Genomic DNA, 17,393 nt, shown 5'->3' with positions numbered 1-17,393 from the left:
CGATTTTTCAATTTCTATTTCTTTTCAGTTTGGCTCCCTTATTTATAGGAAAATATGGTAAAATAGAACAGACTAAAAATCATCATTTCACGAAAGGATGCAAGATGAAAATTACGCAAGAAGAGGTAACACACGTTGCCAATCTTTCAAAATTAAGATTCTCTGAAGAAGAAACTGCTGCCTTTGCGACAACCTTGTCTAAAATTGTTGACATGGTTGAATTGCTGGGCGAAGTCGACACAACTGGTGTCGCACCTACTACGACCATGGCTGACCGCAAGACCGTACTCCGCCCTGATGTGGCCGAAGAAGGAACAGACCGTGACCGCTTGTTTAAAAACGTACCTGAAAAAGAAAACTACTATATCAAGGTACCAGCTATCCTAGATGATGGAGGAGATGCCTAATGACTTTTAATAACAAAACGATTGAAGACTTGCACAACCTCCTTGTATCTAAGGAGATTTCAGCTACTGAATTGACACAAGCCACGCTTGAAGATATCAAGTCCCGCGAGGCAGCTATCAATGCTTTTGTCACTATCGCTGAAGAACAAGCCCTTGCTCAAGCTAAAGCCATTGATGAAGCTGGAATTGACGCGGATAATGTCCTTTCAGGAATTCCACTGGCTGTTAAGGATAATATCTCTACCGACGGTATCCTCACAACTGCTGCCTCAAAAATGCTCTACAACTACGAGCCAATCTTTGATGCGACAGCCGTTGCCAATGCCAAAGCTAAGGGTATGATTGTTATCGGAAAAACCAACATGGACGAGTTTGCCATGGGTGGTTCAGGTGAAACTTCCCACTACGGAGCGACTAAAAATGCTTGGGACCACAGCAAAGTTCCTGGTGGATCATCAAGTGGTTCTGCTGCTTCTGTAGCTTCAGGGCAAGTCCGCTTGTCACTTGGTTCTGATACGGGTGGTTCCATCCGCCAACCTGCTGCCTTCAACGGGATTGTTGGTCTCAAACCAACCTACGGAACGGTTTCTCGTTTCGGTCTCATTGCCTTCGGTAGCTCATTAGACCAGATTGGACCTTTTGCACCAACCGTTAAGGAAAATGCCCTCTTGCTCAATGCGATTGCCAGCGAAGATGCCAAAGACTCTACTTCTGCCCCTGTCCGCATTGCCGACTTTACTTCAAAAATTGGTCAAGACATCAAGGGAATGAAAATTGCTTTGCCTAAGGAATACCTTGGTGAAGGGATTGACCCAGAGGTTAAGGAAACCATTCTGAATGCCGCTAAACACTTTGAAAAACTTGGTGCCATCGTCGAAGAAGTCAGCCTTCCTCACTCTAAATACGGTGTTGCCGTTTACTACATCATCGCTTCATCAGAAGCCTCATCAAACTTGCAACGCTTTGACGGTATCCGTTATGGCTACCGCGCAGAAGATGCAAGCAACCTTGATGAAATCTATGTAAACAGCCGTAGCCAAGGTTTCGGTGAAGAAGTGAAACGCCGTATCATGCTTGGAACATTTAGCCTTTCATCAGGTTACTATGATGCCTACTATAAGAAAGCTGGACAAGTTCGTACCCTCATCATCCAAGATTTCGAAAAAGTCTTTGCGGATTACGATTTAATCCTAGGACCAACTGCACCAAGCGTTGCCTATGATTTGGACTCACTCAACCACGATCCCGTTGCCATGTACTTGGCTGACCTTTTGACCATCCCAGTCAACTTGGGAGGTCTTCCAGGGATTTCGATTCCTGCTGGATTTGCTCAAGGTCTACCAGTCGGTCTCCAATTGATCGGTCCTAAATACTCTGAGGAGACCATTTACCAAGCTGCTGCTGCCTTTGAAGCAACAACGGACTACCACAAACAACAACCCGTGATTTTTGGAGGTGATAACTAATGAACTTTGAAACAGTCATTGGACTTGAAGTCCACGTAGAGCTCAACACCAATTCAAAAATCTTCTCACCTACTTCTGCCCACTTTGGAAATGACCAAAATGCCAATACCAACGTGATTGACTGGTCTTTCCCAGGAGTACTGCCGGTTCTCAATAAAGGTGTTGTCGATGCTGGTATCAAGGCAGCTCTTGCTCTTAACATGGACATTCATAAAAAGATGCACTTTGACCGCAAGAACTACTTCTATCCTGATAATCCAAAAGCCTACCAAATTTCTCAGTTTGATGAACCTATCGGTTATAATGGTTGGATTGAAGTGGAGCTAGAAGACGGTACGACCAAGAAAATCGGTATCGAACGTGCTCACCTAGAAGAAGACGCTGGTAAAAACACCCACGGTACAGATGGCTACTCTTATGTTGACCTCAACCGTCAAGGGGTGCCCTTGATTGAAATCGTATCTGAAGCCGATATGCGTTCACCAGAAGAAGCCTACGCTTACCTGACAGCCCTCAAGGAAGTCATCCAGTACGCTGGTATTTCTGATGTTAAGATGGAAGAAGGTTCTATGCGTGTGGATGCCAACATTTCGCTTCGCCCTTATGGTCAAGAAAAATTCGGTACCAAGACTGAGTTGAAAAACCTCAACTCCTTCTCAAACGTTCGTAAAGGTCTTGAATACGAAGTTCAACGCCAAGCTGAAATCCTTCGCTCAGGTGGTCAAATTCGCCAAGAAACACGCCGTTACGATGAAGCCAACAAAGCAACCATCCTCATGCGTGTCAAAGAAGGTGCTGCAGACTACCGCTACTTCCCAGAACCAGACCTCCCACTCTTTGAAATTTCAGACGAGTGGATTGAGGAAATGCGTACTGAACTGCCAGAGTTTCCAAAAGAACGCCGTGCGCGCTACGTATCTGACCTTGGCTTGTCAGACTACGATGCCAGCCAGTTGACTGCGAACAAAGTCACTTCTGACTTCTTTGAAAAAGCTGTTGCCCTCGGTGGCGATGCCAAACAAGTCTCTAACTGGCTTCAAGGTGAAGTCGCTCAGTTCTTGAATGCTGAAGGCAAAACACTGGAACAAATCGAATTGACTCCAGAAAACTTAGTAGAAATGATTGCCATCATCGAAGATGGTACGATTTCTTCTAAGATTGCCAAGAAAGTCTTTGTCCACCTGGCTAAAAATGGCGGTGGCGCGCGTGAATACGTGGAAAAAGCAGGCTTGGTGCAAATCTCAGATCCAGATGTTCTGATTCCAATCATCCACCAAGTCTTTGCGGATAACGAAGCTGCCGTTGCCGACTTCAAGTCAGGCAAACGCAACGCAGACAAGGCCTTCACAGGATTCCTTATGAAGGCAACCAAAGGCCAAGCCAACCCACAAGTTGCTCTTAAACTACTTGCCCAGGAATTGGCGAAGTTGAAAGAAAGTGAGTAATTTACTCTTTAAACACTTTTTTCTACTTTTTAAACGAGAATGAGACAAGGGGAATGAATGAACAAATTTTTACGATTGCTATTTGTCTTAGTCATCATCGCTATGTTAGGCGCTTCTATACTACAAATTTTCTTTCCATCATACATGGGAAGCCACTCCGGGTACGGAATATCTGCTGGTTGGCAACGAGAAATTGGAATATGGAATTTAGCTGTATTGATTATTATTCTCGCTGTCAATATTAAATACGATTGGTTCTATCTACGAATCGCACTTCTTGCTCTCATTATTGGCGGAATTGGAATAGGAACAAATCACTTACTCAATTATATGGAGTATCACTCTCCTGTAAATGCTATCGGTGCTTTTGAAAATTACTTGCTAGCAATAGGATGGATTGTGGGATGGCTCATCGAACGCCATTCCATAAAGAAGCTAAATGCTAGTAAATAACGCCTAGTATATATTAGATTATTTTTAAAGGTTATTAAATAGTTTAATAATCATTCGAATTCAGAATTCTACCTTTTCAATCATATAGTTAGGAGACACATGAAAAAGTTTTATGCTCTTTTAATGACCTGTTTATTACTTGTTTTTCTATCCGTGCCTCAAATCGTTGATGCGGGTGTCGGACATTCCAGAAGTGGAGGGAGCAGCCGCAGTAGCTCCAGAAGTAGCAGCCGCTCAAGTGGAGGTGGAAGTCGTTCTGGTGGCTCATCCTACCACTACTACCGCTCTGGATATGGATCATCCTCTGACAGTTCTGCTAGCTCTCCCTATTTAGGATTTATGTTCATATTAGTCGGAGGAATCATACTAGTTGTTATCGTCAAATCCTTGCAGAATAAGTCTGGAGATTCGAATTCAACCTACACTAGTAATGATTATCAAACGCTCCACCGACGAATTGAACACAACACACTGGCCATTAGTCGTTTGAAATACGGAGATCCAAACTTTGACGCGGAAGCCTTCACATCTTGGGTTAAGGAAGTCTACCTTAAATTGCAGGTTGCCTGGACTGAAAAAAATTGGAACTCTGTCCGCGCTTTGGAAAGTACCAGTCTCTACTCTCAACATAGTACCCAACTCGAAGACCATATTCGAGCTAAAACAACCAATGTTTTAGAGAAAGTTTGTATCGAAAATGTTCGCATCAAGGAATTCATTGAAAATCCTGACGGAAACGATACCTTAGTGGTGATCCTGTCATCTACCTTGCGGGACTATGTCATTGACGATGAGACTCGCCGTGTCCTTGAAGGAGACCCTAAAAAAGATCTCTTCACCGTGTATCAATTGAACTTTATCCGTCAACACGGTAGCCAAACGCAAGCAGTCAATCCAGACGAAGTTGTGAGCGACCACTGTCCAAACTGTGGCGCCCCATTGAAAATCTCTGCAGTTAGCGAGTGCGACTACTGTGGTGCCAATCTCTCTCGCAGTCCAAACCAATGGGTACTGGATACCTATGATGTTGTGGATGAAGACGAGCTTTATAATTAGGAGGAATTATGGGATTTATACGTGCAGCCTTATCAGCAGGCTTAAATAGTTTTAATGATAGTAAATTCAAGGAAGCCATTGTCCTTCCAGATAATGTCTCTGGCGACGCCTTGGCCGTCAAGGGGCAATTGCTCACAAAAGACCCAGATGGACGTTCTCGTCACAGCAATCAAAACACAGGCCTCTTGTCAGATGGCAGTGTGGTTATCGTTCCCCAAGGTTATACCGCTGTTTTGGTAAACAACGGTACCTTCATTGGTGAGGTCCTTGAAGCTGGTAGCCACGAATGGCAAGCTGGTGATAATGCCTGGCTCCTTGAAAAAGGTGGTTTAAAAGGCACTTGGGAAAACTTTAAAAACCGTTTCTCTTTCGGTGGACAAGTCATCACCCAACAGGAAATTATCTTTATCCGCATGCAACCCATTGCAGGCAATAAGTTCGGCACACAAAATGCGGTCGAATACTTCAGCGAACGTTACCAACAACTGCTTAACATCCGTTTCTATGGCTTGTTTGATGTAAAAATAGCAGACCCCGTCCTCTTCTACGTGAGTTCTGTTAGCCGTCAAATTACTGACGGACAGCCATTTACTCTCCAAGATGTAGCTCAAGGAACGCTCCGTCAAAATATCGCACCAAAAATCGCGATTGCCATTGCCAAATATACCAACGAAAACAAGGTTGATATCTATAGTCTCAATGCCAACCAAGACACCTTTAACGAACTCGCTAAACAAGAGGTCAACAAGGTTTGGACAGGTCTCTACGGGATTGAAGCAACTAACATCTTGCTTGAAGACCTCAGTTACGACCAAGAAAGTCTTGATATCGTTCGCAAGCTTGATAGTGAGCTCGTGGCAATGAAGTACAACACGATTGAAATCGAAGAACGCCGTGCTCGAAACGAAGCGCTTATTGCTGCAGCTGCAAACGAAGGAAATGGCAATGGGATGAACATGTTTATGGGCATGAATCTTGGTCAAACTCTGGGTGGTCAATTAAGCCAACAAGTCCAAAATCAAGCACCGGCTCAAAATACTGGACAAACTGCCAGCAAAAATTTTTACATCGAAGTCGATGGAAAATACGTCCTCGTTACTAAAGACGAAGATGGAAACATCGTACCAGTCAACTAATTAAGCTCCTTTTGACATTTGAGTAATGTTGTCTTTTATGGTACAATAAAGAGTAAATTATTTATTAAAGAGGTAAAAACATGATTGAAGCAAGTAAATTAAAGGCTGGTATGACCTTTGAAACAGCTGACGGAAAATTGATCCGCGTTTTGGAAGCTAGCCACCACAAACCAGGTAAAGGAAACACAATCATGCGTATGAAATTACGTGATGTCCGTACTGGTTCTACATTTGACACAAGCTACCGTCCAGAGGAAAAATTTGAACAAGCTATCATCGAGACTGTCCCAGCTCAATACTTGTACAAAATGGATGACACAGCCTACTTCATGAATACAGAAACTTACGATCAATACGAAATTCCTGTAGTCAACGTTGAAAACGAATTGCTTTACATCCTTGAAAACTCTGATGTGAAGATCCAATTCTACGGAACTGAAGTGATTGGTGTTACCGTTCCTACTACTGTCGAATTGACAGTTGCAGAAACTCAACCATCTATCAAAGGTGCTACTGTTACAGGTTCTGGTAAACCAGCAACGATGGAAACTGGACTTGTCGTAAACGTTCCAGACTTCATCGAAGCAGGACAAAAACTCGTTATCAACACTGCAGAAGGAACTTACGTTTCTCGTGCCTAATCTCTAGAAAGAGGTCATTCTATGGGAATTGAAGAACAACTTGGCGAAATCGTTATCGCCCCACGTGTACTTGAAAAAATCATTGCTATTGCTACTGCAAAAGTAGAGGGTGTTCACTCTTTTTCAAACAAATCAGTATCTGACACCCTTTCAAAACTTTCTCTTGGCCGTGGTGTTTATCTTAAAAACGTGGACGAAGAGCTCACAGCAGATATCTATCTCTACCTTGAGTACGGAGTAAAAGTTCCTAAGGTAGCGGTTGCTATCCAGAAAGCTGTTAAAGATGCCGTCCGCAATATGGCTGATGTAGAACTCGCTGCCATCAATATTCACGTTGCAGGTATCGTTCCAGATAAAACACCAAAACCAGAATTGAAAGATCTATTTGACGAGGACTTCCTCAATGACTAGTCCACTATTAGAATCTAGACGCCAACTCCGTAAATGCGCTTTTCAAGCTCTCATGAGCCTTGAATTCGGTACGGATGTCGAAACTGCTTGTCGTTTCGCCTATACTCATGATCGTGAAGATACGGATGTGCAACTTCCAGCCTTTTTGACAGAGCTAGTTTCTGGTGTTCAGGCTAAAAAGGAAGAACTAGACAAGCAAATCACACAGCATTTAAAAGCAGGTTGGACCATCGAGCGTTTAACGCTCGTGGAGAGAAACCTCCTTCGCTTGGGAGTCTTTGAAATCACTTCATTTGACACTCCACAGCTGGTTGCTGTTAATGAAGCTATCGAGCTTGCAAAGGACTTCTCAGATCAAAAATCTGCCCGTTTTATCAACGGACTGCTCAGCCAGTTTGTAACAGAAGAACAGTAAATAGAAAAAGTGTTTGACAGATATCAAACACTTTTTTCTTTGCCTACCACTATCTAAAAAAGTGGTAATAGACATAATTATAAACAAAAATCCAGATGGGTTTTGCATAAATAAGAAAGTTGAAAAAACTATGGCACAGGATGGTAATTTTTAAGTTCCTTGTCCAACGGTAGACAAGGGCATAGAAGAGACCGCCTAAACTATAAATAATCAAACTGATAGGATCTCGGTGAGTTAGGATCAAATGACTAAGTCCAAATATAAGAGCAGAAAGGATAACATCCAGATAGTACTTGGACTGGGGAAAGAAGGTATTCATAAAGTACCCTCTATGAATCAGTTCCTCTAATATAGGTGCGAAGACTACTGTTAAACTAAAACTGAGAACAGTTGATAGAAAAGTTGGTTGCCCATTGGAGTATAGAATCGAAAGAAGGTCTTGAAAGATATACTTGTTATCAATTAGGTGATGAAACTGTAACTGAAAAGCATCCACCAATTGTCGTTCAAAATAAGTAGCCACTAGACCAACTACAAGGTAAAAGAATCTTGACTTCTTTGAACCCTTTTTCTCAAAAATATAGAGCATCTCTTTCTTTTTGAGCCAGTAGATAAATAATAGCAAAAGAGCTATTACTTCAACTGTTAAAAAGATAGAATAGCCATCTATCCCCCATCCTAAAAACTTAGTTAGATGCATAATCCCTAACTCTGGTAGGTAAATCGATAGAAATACCAGTGATGTATAGACTCCCAAATGCCCTAGTTTTTTCATACTTACCCCTTTAAATTATTAGACTATTAAGGTATAATTCCGTTACCATAACCAGTCATTCTATTACGTATTGTACTCGAATCAGTTGCAATGCTGTAAGCATAAGGCCAACTCCAATAATAATCATCAACCAACCAAATCATGCCACCACCTGAAACTTGTTCTAAGTCCTCAGATGAAAGAACTGTAAATGTTTCTGTACCTGTCATATCAAGTAGCTTCCTAAAATAAATTTTTGTAAGCTTACATCTACAGTATACATCTTTTTTGTCTATTTTATAGCCTATCTCCTCAACTGTCAAATTTTCATCCTAAACGGTAGCTTTACTAATTGAGAAATAAGAAATTGATAAAAGAGATTTCTCTATCTTCCCATCAAATTAGAAAAAGTGTTCGACAAATATCAAACACTTTTTCTTTACTTCCTACTATCTAAAAATTAAATAATAAATATAAAATAAGATCGATGGAGCATAGGGAATAACATTATAGAAACTATGACAAACAATGGTAAAACGAAGATTGCCTGTAACTCGATAAGCGACTGCAAATAGAAGACCAAGAATACTATAAATGATGAGACTGATGGGGTCACGATGAGATAGAACCAAGTGACTGAGCCCAAAGATGAAAGAAGACAAGATCACATCCAAATAAAACTCCGACTTCGGAAAGAAGGTATTCATAAAATAACCTCTATAGATTGTCTCCTCAACAACAGGTACAATCGAAATGTTAAAGATTAAGAATACAAGACTTGATAGAGTCGTTTCTCTCCCGTTTAAGTAAAGATCTGAAAGAAGGTCTTGGAAAATAAAACTATGATCAATCAATCGAATATTCTGCATTCGAAATTCATTTAGAAAAGAATAGATAAGAAAGCAAGCCACTAAGAAAGCGAGATAAGACCAGCGCCAACCCTTTTTCTCGAAGATAAAGAGCATCTTCTTCTTTTTCAACCACAAAACGAATAAAAAGAAAATAAGTAACACTTCTCCAACTAGGAAGATTATATAGCTGTCCATTCCTAAACCAAAGATCCTAGCTAGAGTTATGGCTCCTAATGGCGTTAAATAAATGTACAGGAACATTAAAATCATACAGATTCCTAAATGTATTGTCTTTTTCATTCTTTCTCTCCTAATGGAAACTCTCTATTAGGGCTCTATAGAGGATAGACCATTGATTGTTTTTCTTATTTATCCATGCGCTAGTATCAAAATAGCTAGAACACATAGTTCTAGCTTTTAAATTTTCTTAGTATTTTCTAAAGCGTTGGTAACGTTCTTCGATAAGTTGGTCGAGTGGTAGTTCTTGCAACCTATCTAGTTCTGCACACAATTCATTTTTAACGCAACCTAGTAGTTCTTTACTTGACAACCCTGCCTCTGAGATTACCTTGTCTACGATTCCCATTTCTAGAAGTTCGTGTGAAGTGATTTTCATCAACTCCGCCGCTTCCATAGCACGACTTCCATCCTTCCAAAGGATAGAGGCAAATCCTTCCGGGCTAAGTACTGCGTAGATTGAGTTTTCTAACATCCAGACACGGTTAGCTACGGCTAGAGCTAGGGCCCCACCAGATCCACCTTCACCGATAATAATCGCGATGATTGGAACCTTGAGGTCACTCATTTCCATCAGATTTCGGGCAATTGCTTCCCCTTGTCCACGTTCCTCGGCTCCCACACCTGGGTAAGCACCCGCCGTATTGATAAAGGTCACAACTGGACGGCCAAACTTTTCTGCCTGTTTCATCAGGCGCAAGGCCTTACGATAGCCTTCTGGATGTGGTTGCCCAAAATTTCGTTTGAGGTTATCATGAAGACTTTTTCCCTTTTGGATACCAACGACAGTTACTGCTTGGTCACCTAACCAACCAATTCCACCGATGACCGCACCATCATCACGAAAAGAGCGATCTCCATGCAATTCGATAAACTCGTCAAAGATTCCATTGGCAAAATCAAGTGCGGTCAAACGACTCTGCTCGCGTGCCTCTCTGACTATTTTTGCAATATTCATCCGCGACTTCCTCCATGCAATCTCACTAATTTAGCAATTGTTTCAGGCAATTCTCTCCGTTTGACAATTGCATCAACAAATCCATGTTCAAGCAAAAATTCTGCCTTTTGGAAGTCATCCGGCAAGGTCTCACGAACTGTATTTTCGATAACACGACGCCCAGCAAAACCAACTAAACTTTGGGGTTCCGCTAGGATAATATCACCTTCCATAGCAAAAGAAGCGGTCACTCCACCTGTTGTCGGATCGGTTAAAATAGTGAGGTAAAAAAGTCCTGCCTTGGAATGACGTTGAACTGCCGCAGAAATTTTAGCCATCTGCATCAGGCTCATGATTCCTTCTTGCATACGGGCTCCACCAGAAGCTGTGAAGAGAACGACTGGCAAGTTTTCTACCGTTGCATACTCAAACAAGCGCGTGATTTTTTCACCCACAACGGTTCCCATAGAAGCCATGATAAAGTTTGAATCCATGATCCCAAGGGCAACTTTTTGTCCCTTGATGCTAGCTGTACCAGTTAGTACGGCTTCATCCAAACCTGTCTTTTCACGCATAGTAGCCAGTTTTTTCTGGTAGCCAGGAAAGTTTAATGGATCTTGAGTTTCAATACCTGTAAACATCTCCACAAAGCTACCAGAATCAATCGTCAAATCCAAGCGTTCCTGAGCTGAAATACGGAAAGTATAGCTACAATGGGGACAAATTCGTTCGCTCCCAAGATCCTTTTGGTAAATGGTGTGTTTACAACCAGGACACTGGGAAAAGAGTTCATCCGGAACCTCAGGCTTGGCTTGTGGTTTCTGCCTTACGGAACGGTTAGGATTGATCCGAATATACTTATCCTTTTTACTAAATAGAGCCATAACTCCCCCTTTTAGTTCTCATACTGTTTGAAAGTCTATTCTTTTTCTTGGTATTTTGGCAAGAAAGTTTCCATCAAGAAGGAAGTATCGTAGTCACCAGCGATAACTCGGCGGTCTGAAATCAGATCCAACTGGAAGTCTGCATTGGTTTGCACTCCTTCAATATCAAGTTCATAAAGTGCCCGTTGCATCTTCATAAGAGCATCAAAGCGATTCTCCCCATGAACAATGATTTTGGCAATCATACTATCATAGTAAGGGGGAATGGTATAACCTGGATAAACTGCTGAATCCACGCGCAAGCCAACTCCACCACTTGGTAGATAGAGATTGGTAATTTTCCCTGGGCTTGGAGCAAAGTTAAATGCTGGATTTTCTGCATTGATCCGGCACTCGATAGCATGACCTCGTAGGACGATATCTTCTTGTTTGAAAGGTAAAGGTTGCCCGGCAGCAATGCGAATCTGTTCCTTCACGATATCGACACCTGAAACAAACTCTGTGACTGGGTGTTCCACTTGCACACGAGTATTCATTTCCATGAAGTAGAAATTGCCACTCGCTTCATCGAGAAGAAATTCAATCGTACCTGCATTTTCATAGCCAACAGACTCTGCTGCACGAACGGCGGCAGCACCAATTTCATTACGAAGAGTTTTGCCAATCGCAATGGACGGGCTTTCTTCTAAAACCTTTTGGTTATTCCGTTGGAGTGAACAGTCCCGTTCACCAAGATGGACAACATGACCCTCTTGGTCCGCAAGAATCTGAACTTCGATATGACGAGCTGGATAAATCACACGCTCAAGATACATAGCGCCATTTCCAAAGTTGGCCTTGGCTTCGCTGGATGCTGTTTCAAAGGCTGCGACCAAGTCTTCTGCCTTTTCAACCTTACGAATCCCTTTTCCACCACCACCTGCCGATGCCTTAAGCATGACTGGATAGCCAATTTTTTCTGCAACTGCAAGCGCCTCTTCAGCCGTGTGAACTTCACCATCAGATCCTGGGATAACTGGAACTCCAGCCTTGATCATTTGCTCACGCGCATTGATCTTATCTCCCATGGTATCCATTACAGCCCCAGAAGGGCCGATAAACTTAATCCCCACTTCATCACACATCGTGGCAAACTTGGAATTTTCGCTAAGAAAACCAAAACCTGGGTGGATGGCTTCTGCTTCTGTCAAGACTGCAGCAGATAAAATAGCATTGATATTGAGATAAGACTCTGTCGCCTTACCAGGTCCGATACAGATAGCTTCATCCGCTAGAAGTGTGTGAAGAGCTTCCTTATCAGCAGTTGAATAGACTGCTACGGTCGCAATGCCCAATTCACGCGCAGCTCGAATAATGCGAACCGCAATCTCACCACGGTTGGCAATCAAAATTTTACGAAACATGGAGAACCTCCTTAGTTTCCAATTGCAAAGGTAAGAGTACCACTCGCTGCAAGCTTACCATCTACTTCAGCCTTTGCTTCAACCACAGCAATTGTACCACGACGTTTAACAAAAGTAGCCGTCATGACTAATTGGTCACCTGGTACAACTTGCTTCTTGAACTTAACCTTGTCCATGCCAGCATAGAAGACCAGTTTCCCTTTATTTTCAGGTTTGGACAATTCCAAGACACCAGCAGTCTGAGCCAAGGCTTCCATGATAAGAACACCTGGCATGACTGGGTATTGTGGAAAATGACCATTGAAGAAAGGTTCGTTGATGGTCACATTTTTAATGGCAACAATGGTATCCTCGCTCACTTCCAAGACACGATCCACTAGGAGCATGGGGTAGCGATGGGGTAGAGCTTCTTTAATTCCTTGAATATCGATCATTTGATACGTACCAATCCTTTACCGAACTCAACCATTTCTTCATTTGAAACGAGAATTTCTGTCACCACACCATCCTTAGGCGCTGGAATCTCATTCATGACTTTCATGGCTTCGATGATCACCAAAGTTTGACCTTTTTTAACACTGTCTCCGACTGTGACAAAGGCAGGTTTATCTGGTCCAGCGGCCAAGTAAGCCACCCCTACAAGTGGGCTCTCAACGACATCACCCTCTGGAGTAACCGTCGTTTCAGCTGGTGCTGGAGCTTCTTCCACAGAACTCTCTACTGGAGTTGAAGGGGCAGAAACTACTGGACTTGCAGCTACTGCAGTTGGCACTGGAGCAACTTGGGCTGGTGCTTCAGAAGCCATTCTTGCTTCATTCTTACTAAACTGCAATTCGTCCGTTCCATTTTTATAAGAAAATTCTCTCAAACTTGATTGGTCAAATTGAGCCATCAAGTCCTTGATTTCATTTAAATTCATAATTATTTATTCTCCCAACGTTTGAAAGCAAGAACCGCGTTGTGTCCGCCAAAACCAAAAGTGTTTGAAATAGCATAAGGGATTTCTTGCTCCAAGCCTTGTCCATAAACGACATTCGCTTCGATATAGTCTGACAACTCGCTTGTTCCAGCTGTCATTGGTACATAGTTATGACGCATGGCTTCGATGGTAGCAATGGCTTCTACTGCTCCTGCAGCACCAAGCAAGTGTCCTGTAAAGGACTTGGTTGAAGATACAGGTACTTCTTTACCAAGAACAGCTACAATCGCACCACTTTCTCCTTTTTCATTTGCAGGAGTTGAAGTTCCATGGGCATTGACGTAAGCTACTTGCTCTGGAGAAATTTCTGCTTCTTCCAAAGCCAACTTCATAGCCTTAATCGCACCTTGACCTTCTGGATGAGGTGAAGTCATATGGTAAGCATCACAGGTATTACCGTAACCAACTACTTCAGCCAAGATAGTTGCGCCACGTTTTTCAGCATGTTCAAGACTTTCAAGAACCAACATACCTGAACCTTCTCCCATCACAAAACCATTACGATCTTTGTCAAATGGGATAGAAGCACGAGTTGGATCCTCTGTAGTTGATAGGGCAGTCAATGCTTGGAAACCAGCGATAGCAAAAGGAGTGATAGATGATTCTGATCCACCAACTAACATGACATCTTGGAAACCAAACTTGATGGAACGGAAGGCATCCCCAATGGCATCGTTTGATGAAGCACAAGCTGTATTGATGGATTTACAGATACCATTTGCTCCGAAACGCATGGCAACATTTCCTGAAGCCATATTTGGCAAGGCTTTTGGAAGGGTCATTGGTTTAACGCGTTTTGGACCTTTTTCATGAAGACGGATAACCTGATCTTCGATTTCTTTAATTCCCCCAATACCAGAAGCTACGATAACACCAAAGCGATCTTTATCGATTGCTTCTACATCAAGATTTGCATTTGTCACCGCTTCTTGAGCCGCATACAAGGCATACAAAGAATAGTTGTCAAAACGGTTGGTATCTTTTTTGACAAAGTATTTATCAAATGGGAAATCTTGAACTTCTGCCGCATTGTGCACAGCAAATTCGCTGTGGTCAAACTTAGTGATTTCTCCAATTCCAATCTTCCCAGTTTGCAAACTGTTCCAAAATTCTTCTGGAGTATTTCCGATAGGAGAGGTCAATCCGTAACCTGTTACTACAACTCGATTTAGTTTCATCTGTCTTACCTATATCTTTCCTTATTTTTTACATGCTAAGTCCGCCATCAACAGCGAGAACTTGTCCAGTCAAATAATCTTGTCCAGCCAGGAACACTGTAGCATCTGCGATATGTTCTGCTTGACCAAAATGTTTCATTGGGATTTGAGCCAATGTCGCTTCTTTGACCTTATCAGATAAAACAGCCGTCATATCTGATTCGATCATTCCTGGTGCAAGAGCATTTACGCGTACGTTGCGATTGGCAACTTCACGTGCAACTGACTTGGTAAAACCAATCAAACCTGCTTTAGAAGCTGCATAGTTGGCTTGTCCGATATTTCCCATCAAACCAACTACACTAGACATGTTGATAATCGCACCTTCACGTGCCTTGATCATCTGTTTCAAGACTGCTTGCGTCATGTTGAAAGCACCTGTCAAGTTGATCTTAAGCACTTTTTCAAAGTCTTCTTCGGTCATCTTGAGCATAAGCGTATCTTGAGTGATCCCAGCATTGTTGACCAAGACATCGACAGAACCGAGTTCTGCAATCGCTTGATCTATCATACGCTTGGCATCTGCAAAGTCTGAAACATCACCTGAAATCGGTACTACTTTGACACCATAGTTTGAAAACTCAGCCAGCAATTCTTCTGAGATTGCTCCTCGACTATTCAAGACTACATTAGCGCCTAGTTGGGCAAATTTGTGAGCAATGGCAAGTCCGATACCACGACTTGAACCTGTTACAAAGACATTTTTGTTTGTAAGTTGCATTCTATTTCTCCTATTTCCTGTTGTATTTTGTGGGAGAAGGGATCATTAGTTTCCTAACAAAGCATCCAAGCTTGCTTGGTCTTCAACGTTAGCTAGCTGAGCTGTTTTATCGATTTTTTTGACAAAGCCTGATAGGATCTTACCAGGACCAATTTCAATAAAGTTGGTTACCCCAGCATCCTGCATCACAGCAATACTTTCATAAAAACGAACAGGTTCTTTCACCTGACGCGTCAAAAGCTCTTGGATTCGACCTTTTTCCATAACAGCAGCTTCCGTATTGCCAACTAGTGGGCAAGTGAAATCAGCGAAACTTACTCCCTCAAGAGCTCCAGCTAGTTGCTGACTGGCTGGCTCAAGTAGGGCTGTATGGAAAGGACCCGATACATTTAAAGGAATCAATCGTTTTGCTCCTGCTTCCTGCAAGAGTTCAACTGCGCGGTCAACTGCAGCCACCTCACCACCGATAACGATTTGGCTTGGGGTGTTGTAGTTGGCTGGAGTCACTACTCCAATTTTAGAGGCTGTTTCACAAGCTTCCTCAATCACTTCAACCGGAGTATTAAGAACGGCAACCATCTTCCCAGAGCCTGCAGGTGCAGCTTCTTCCATATAAGCACCACGTTTAGCAACCAAGGCAACTGCATCCTCAAAGTCCAAGGCACCACTTGCTACAAGAGCAGAATATTCCCCAAGAGACAATCCTGCTACCATATCTGGCTGGTAACCCTTTTCTTTCAATAGTCGGTAAATAGCAACCGAAGTCGCTAAAATAGCTGGCTGCGTATATCGAGTCTGGTTTAGCTTGGTTTCTTCCTTATCAATCAAGTCACGTAGGTCATAACCCAAAACCTGACTGGCTTGGTCAATGGTTTCCTTGACGATAGGGTAGCGATCATAGAGATCTCTCCCCATCCCTAGATACTGAGCACCTTGACCGGCAAATAGAAAAGCTGCTTTAGTCATTTCTTACAACTCCTGCCCAACGAGAGGCTTCTTCTTGAATTTTTTTGGCTGCACCATAGTATAGATCTTTTAGGATTTCTTCGACAGTTTCCTCTTTAGAAACCAAACCAGCAATCTGACCTGCCATGACGGATCCACCTTCTACATCTCCATGAACAACGGCTTTAGCAAGAGCACCAGCTCCCATTTGTTCAAAGATTTCTAAATCTGGATCTTCTTGTTTAAAGGCATCCTTTTCAGCCTGTTCAAAGTCACGAGTCAACTGATTTTTAATGGCGCGAACAGCATGTCCAAAATGTTGAGCTGAAATAGTCGTATCGATATCACGCGCCTTTAAGATTTTTTCCTTGTATTTTGGATGGGCGTTAGATTCCTTAGCTACTACGAAACGCGTACCAACTTGAACAGCCTCTGCACCAAGCATAAAGCCTGCAGCGACACCTTCACCGTCCGCAATTCCTCCAGCTGCGATAACCGGAATTGAAACAGCTGCAGCAACTTGGCGAACCAAGGTCATGGTTGTTAATTTACCAATATGTCCACCGGCTTCCATTCCCTCTGCAATAACTGCATCTGCACCAATTTTTTCCATGCGTTTTGCCAAAGCAACACTTGGAACAACAGGAATAACTGTAATTCCTGCATCATGGAAACGAGTCATGTATTTACTTGGATTTCCTGCACCAGTTGTAACCACCTTGACTCCTTCTTCAATCACGAGATCAACGATGTCTTCTACAAAAGGTGACAAGAGCATGATGTTGACACCAAAAGGTTTATCCGTAAGTGATTTGATTTTATCGATATTAGCCTTTACGACCTCTTTAGGTGCATTCCCACCACCGATGATTCCTAGACCACCAGCTTTTGATACTGCACCAGCCAAGTCACCGTCTGCAACCCAGGCCATTCCTCCTTGAAAAATAGGATAATCAATGTTCAATAATTCTGTAATACGTGTTTTCATAGTGCCTCCATCATTCCTTGCTTACGTAATAGTTCGACGAGTTTATC

Annotated in this window: 21 protein-coding genes; 9 read left to right on the top strand and 12 right to left on the bottom strand. The window is 42.6% G+C overall.

Annotation, left to right across the window (positions count from 1 at the left end; genetic code table 11):
- The first annotated feature begins 104 nt into the window (after positions 1-104).
- The 9 genes from gatC (at position 105) to nusB (ending at position 7,430) form a co-directional block, all read left to right on the top strand.
- Positions 105-407: an Asp-tRNA(Asn)/Glu-tRNA(Gln) amidotransferase subunit GatC gene (gene gatC / locus D8863_RS01235; protein ID WP_000705420.1), complete on the top strand. Its 303-nt coding sequence runs from the start codon at positions 105-107 to the stop codon at positions 405-407.
- Positions 407-1,873, top strand: a complete 1,467-nt coding sequence (gene gatA / locus D8863_RS01230) for an Asp-tRNA(Asn)/Glu-tRNA(Gln) amidotransferase subunit GatA (protein ID WP_125440842.1) — start codon at positions 407-409, stop codon at positions 1,871-1,873. Before gatC ends, gatA begins: the two co-directional genes overlap by 1 nt.
- Positions 1,873-3,318 (top strand): Asp-tRNA(Asn)/Glu-tRNA(Gln) amidotransferase subunit GatB, encoded by a 1,446-nt coding sequence (gatB, locus tag D8863_RS01225; protein WP_001008649.1) that lies wholly within the window; start codon positions 1,873-1,875, stop codon positions 3,316-3,318. Before gatA ends, gatB begins: the two co-directional genes overlap by 1 nt.
- A gap of 57 nt (positions 3,319-3,375) precedes the next feature.
- Positions 3,376-3,771 (top strand): hypothetical protein, encoded by a 396-nt coding sequence (locus D8863_RS01220; RefSeq protein WP_001032000.1) that lies wholly within the window; start codon positions 3,376-3,378, stop codon positions 3,769-3,771.
- Between the two features lie 99 nt (positions 3,772-3,870).
- Positions 3,871-4,827, top strand: coding sequence for a zinc-ribbon domain-containing transport protein (locus D8863_RS01215; protein ID WP_125440841.1), 957 nt, complete (start codon positions 3,871-3,873; stop codon positions 4,825-4,827).
- A gap of 8 nt (positions 4,828-4,835) precedes the next feature.
- The gene (locus D8863_RS01210) at positions 4,836-5,963 is read left to right on the top strand and encodes an SPFH domain-containing protein (protein ID WP_125440840.1); all 1,128 of its coding nucleotides are present in this window, start codon (positions 4,836-4,838) and stop codon (positions 5,961-5,963) included.
- Between the two features lie 80 nt (positions 5,964-6,043).
- Positions 6,044-6,604, top strand: coding sequence for an elongation factor P (gene efp / locus D8863_RS01205; RefSeq protein ID WP_000568640.1), 561 nt, complete (start codon positions 6,044-6,046; stop codon positions 6,602-6,604).
- A gap of 21 nt (positions 6,605-6,625) precedes the next feature.
- Positions 6,626-7,015 (top strand): Asp23/Gls24 family envelope stress response protein, encoded by a 390-nt coding sequence (locus D8863_RS01200; protein WP_000510584.1) that lies wholly within the window; start codon positions 6,626-6,628, stop codon positions 7,013-7,015.
- The gene (gene nusB / locus D8863_RS01195; RefSeq protein ID WP_000203659.1) at positions 7,008-7,430 is read left to right on the top strand and encodes a transcription antitermination factor NusB; all 423 of its coding nucleotides are present in this window, start codon (positions 7,008-7,010) and stop codon (positions 7,428-7,430) included. Before D8863_RS01200 ends, nusB begins: the two co-directional genes overlap by 8 nt.
- Before the next feature lie 49 nt (positions 7,431-7,479).
- Here nusB and D8863_RS01190 read toward each other — a convergent pair whose 3' ends face one another.
- The 12 genes from D8863_RS01190 to fabK all read right to left on the bottom strand — a co-directional run bounded on the left by D8863_RS01190 (position 7,480) and on the right by fabK (position 17,346).
- Positions 7,480-8,205, bottom strand: coding sequence for a CPBP family intramembrane glutamic endopeptidase (locus D8863_RS01190; RefSeq protein WP_125440839.1), 726 nt, complete (start codon positions 8,203-8,205; stop codon positions 7,480-7,482).
- A gap of 26 nt (positions 8,206-8,231) precedes the next feature.
- On the bottom strand, positions 8,232-8,414 hold the full coding sequence (locus D8863_RS01185) for a hypothetical protein (protein WP_125440838.1): 183 nt from the start codon (positions 8,412-8,414) through the stop codon (positions 8,232-8,234).
- 219 nt (positions 8,415-8,633) lie between these two features.
- Entirely contained in the window at positions 8,634-9,335 is a 702-nt protein-coding gene (locus tag D8863_RS01180; protein WP_125440837.1) for a CPBP family intramembrane glutamic endopeptidase, read from the bottom strand.
- Between the two features lie 127 nt (positions 9,336-9,462).
- Positions 9,463-10,230, bottom strand: coding sequence for an acetyl-CoA carboxylase carboxyl transferase subunit alpha (locus D8863_RS01175; protein WP_125440836.1), 768 nt, complete (start codon positions 10,228-10,230; stop codon positions 9,463-9,465).
- Positions 10,227-11,093, bottom strand: coding sequence for an acetyl-CoA carboxylase, carboxyltransferase subunit beta (gene accD, locus D8863_RS01170; protein WP_001173379.1), 867 nt, complete (start codon positions 11,091-11,093; stop codon positions 10,227-10,229). Before accD ends, D8863_RS01175 begins: the two co-directional genes overlap by 4 nt.
- Positions 11,094-11,128: 35 nt before the next feature.
- The gene (gene accC, locus D8863_RS01165; RefSeq protein ID WP_000488665.1) at positions 11,129-12,496 is read right to left on the bottom strand and encodes an acetyl-CoA carboxylase biotin carboxylase subunit; all 1,368 of its coding nucleotides are present in this window, start codon (positions 12,494-12,496) and stop codon (positions 11,129-11,131) included.
- 11 nt (positions 12,497-12,507) lie between these two features.
- Entirely contained in the window at positions 12,508-12,930 is a 423-nt protein-coding gene (gene fabZ, locus D8863_RS01160) for a 3-hydroxyacyl-ACP dehydratase FabZ (protein ID WP_000565515.1), read from the bottom strand.
- Positions 12,927-13,415 (bottom strand): acetyl-CoA carboxylase biotin carboxyl carrier protein, encoded by a 489-nt coding sequence (accB, locus tag D8863_RS01155; protein WP_125440835.1) that lies wholly within the window; start codon positions 13,413-13,415, stop codon positions 12,927-12,929. Before accB ends, fabZ begins: the two co-directional genes overlap by 4 nt.
- A 2-nt stretch (positions 13,416-13,417) precedes the next feature.
- Entirely contained in the window at positions 13,418-14,653 is a 1,236-nt protein-coding gene (fabF, locus tag D8863_RS01150; RefSeq protein ID WP_000774052.1) for a beta-ketoacyl-ACP synthase II, read from the bottom strand.
- A gap of 28 nt (positions 14,654-14,681) precedes the next feature.
- Positions 14,682-15,413 (bottom strand): 3-oxoacyl-[acyl-carrier-protein] reductase, encoded by a 732-nt coding sequence (gene fabG / locus D8863_RS01145; protein WP_125440834.1) that lies wholly within the window; start codon positions 15,411-15,413, stop codon positions 14,682-14,684.
- A 45-nt stretch (positions 15,414-15,458) separates the two neighbouring features.
- Positions 15,459-16,379: an ACP S-malonyltransferase gene (gene fabD / locus D8863_RS01140; RefSeq protein WP_125440833.1), complete on the bottom strand. Its 921-nt coding sequence runs from the start codon at positions 16,377-16,379 to the stop codon at positions 15,459-15,461.
- Positions 16,372-17,346, bottom strand: a complete 975-nt coding sequence (fabK, locus tag D8863_RS01135; RefSeq protein ID WP_000857451.1) for an enoyl-[acyl-carrier-protein] reductase FabK — start codon at positions 17,344-17,346, stop codon at positions 16,372-16,374. The genes fabD and fabK overlap by 8 nt, the downstream gene beginning before the upstream one ends.
- Positions 17,347-17,393: the final 47 nt, after the last annotated feature.

Origin of the sequence: Streptococcus oralis (assembly GCF_003943825.1) — a bacterium.
Classification (GTDB): Bacteria; Bacillota; Bacilli; order Lactobacillales; family Streptococcaceae; genus Streptococcus; species Streptococcus oralis_CD.
Note: the sequence above shows the minus strand (reverse complement) of the source record. Positions and strands in the feature narration are given on the sequence as shown.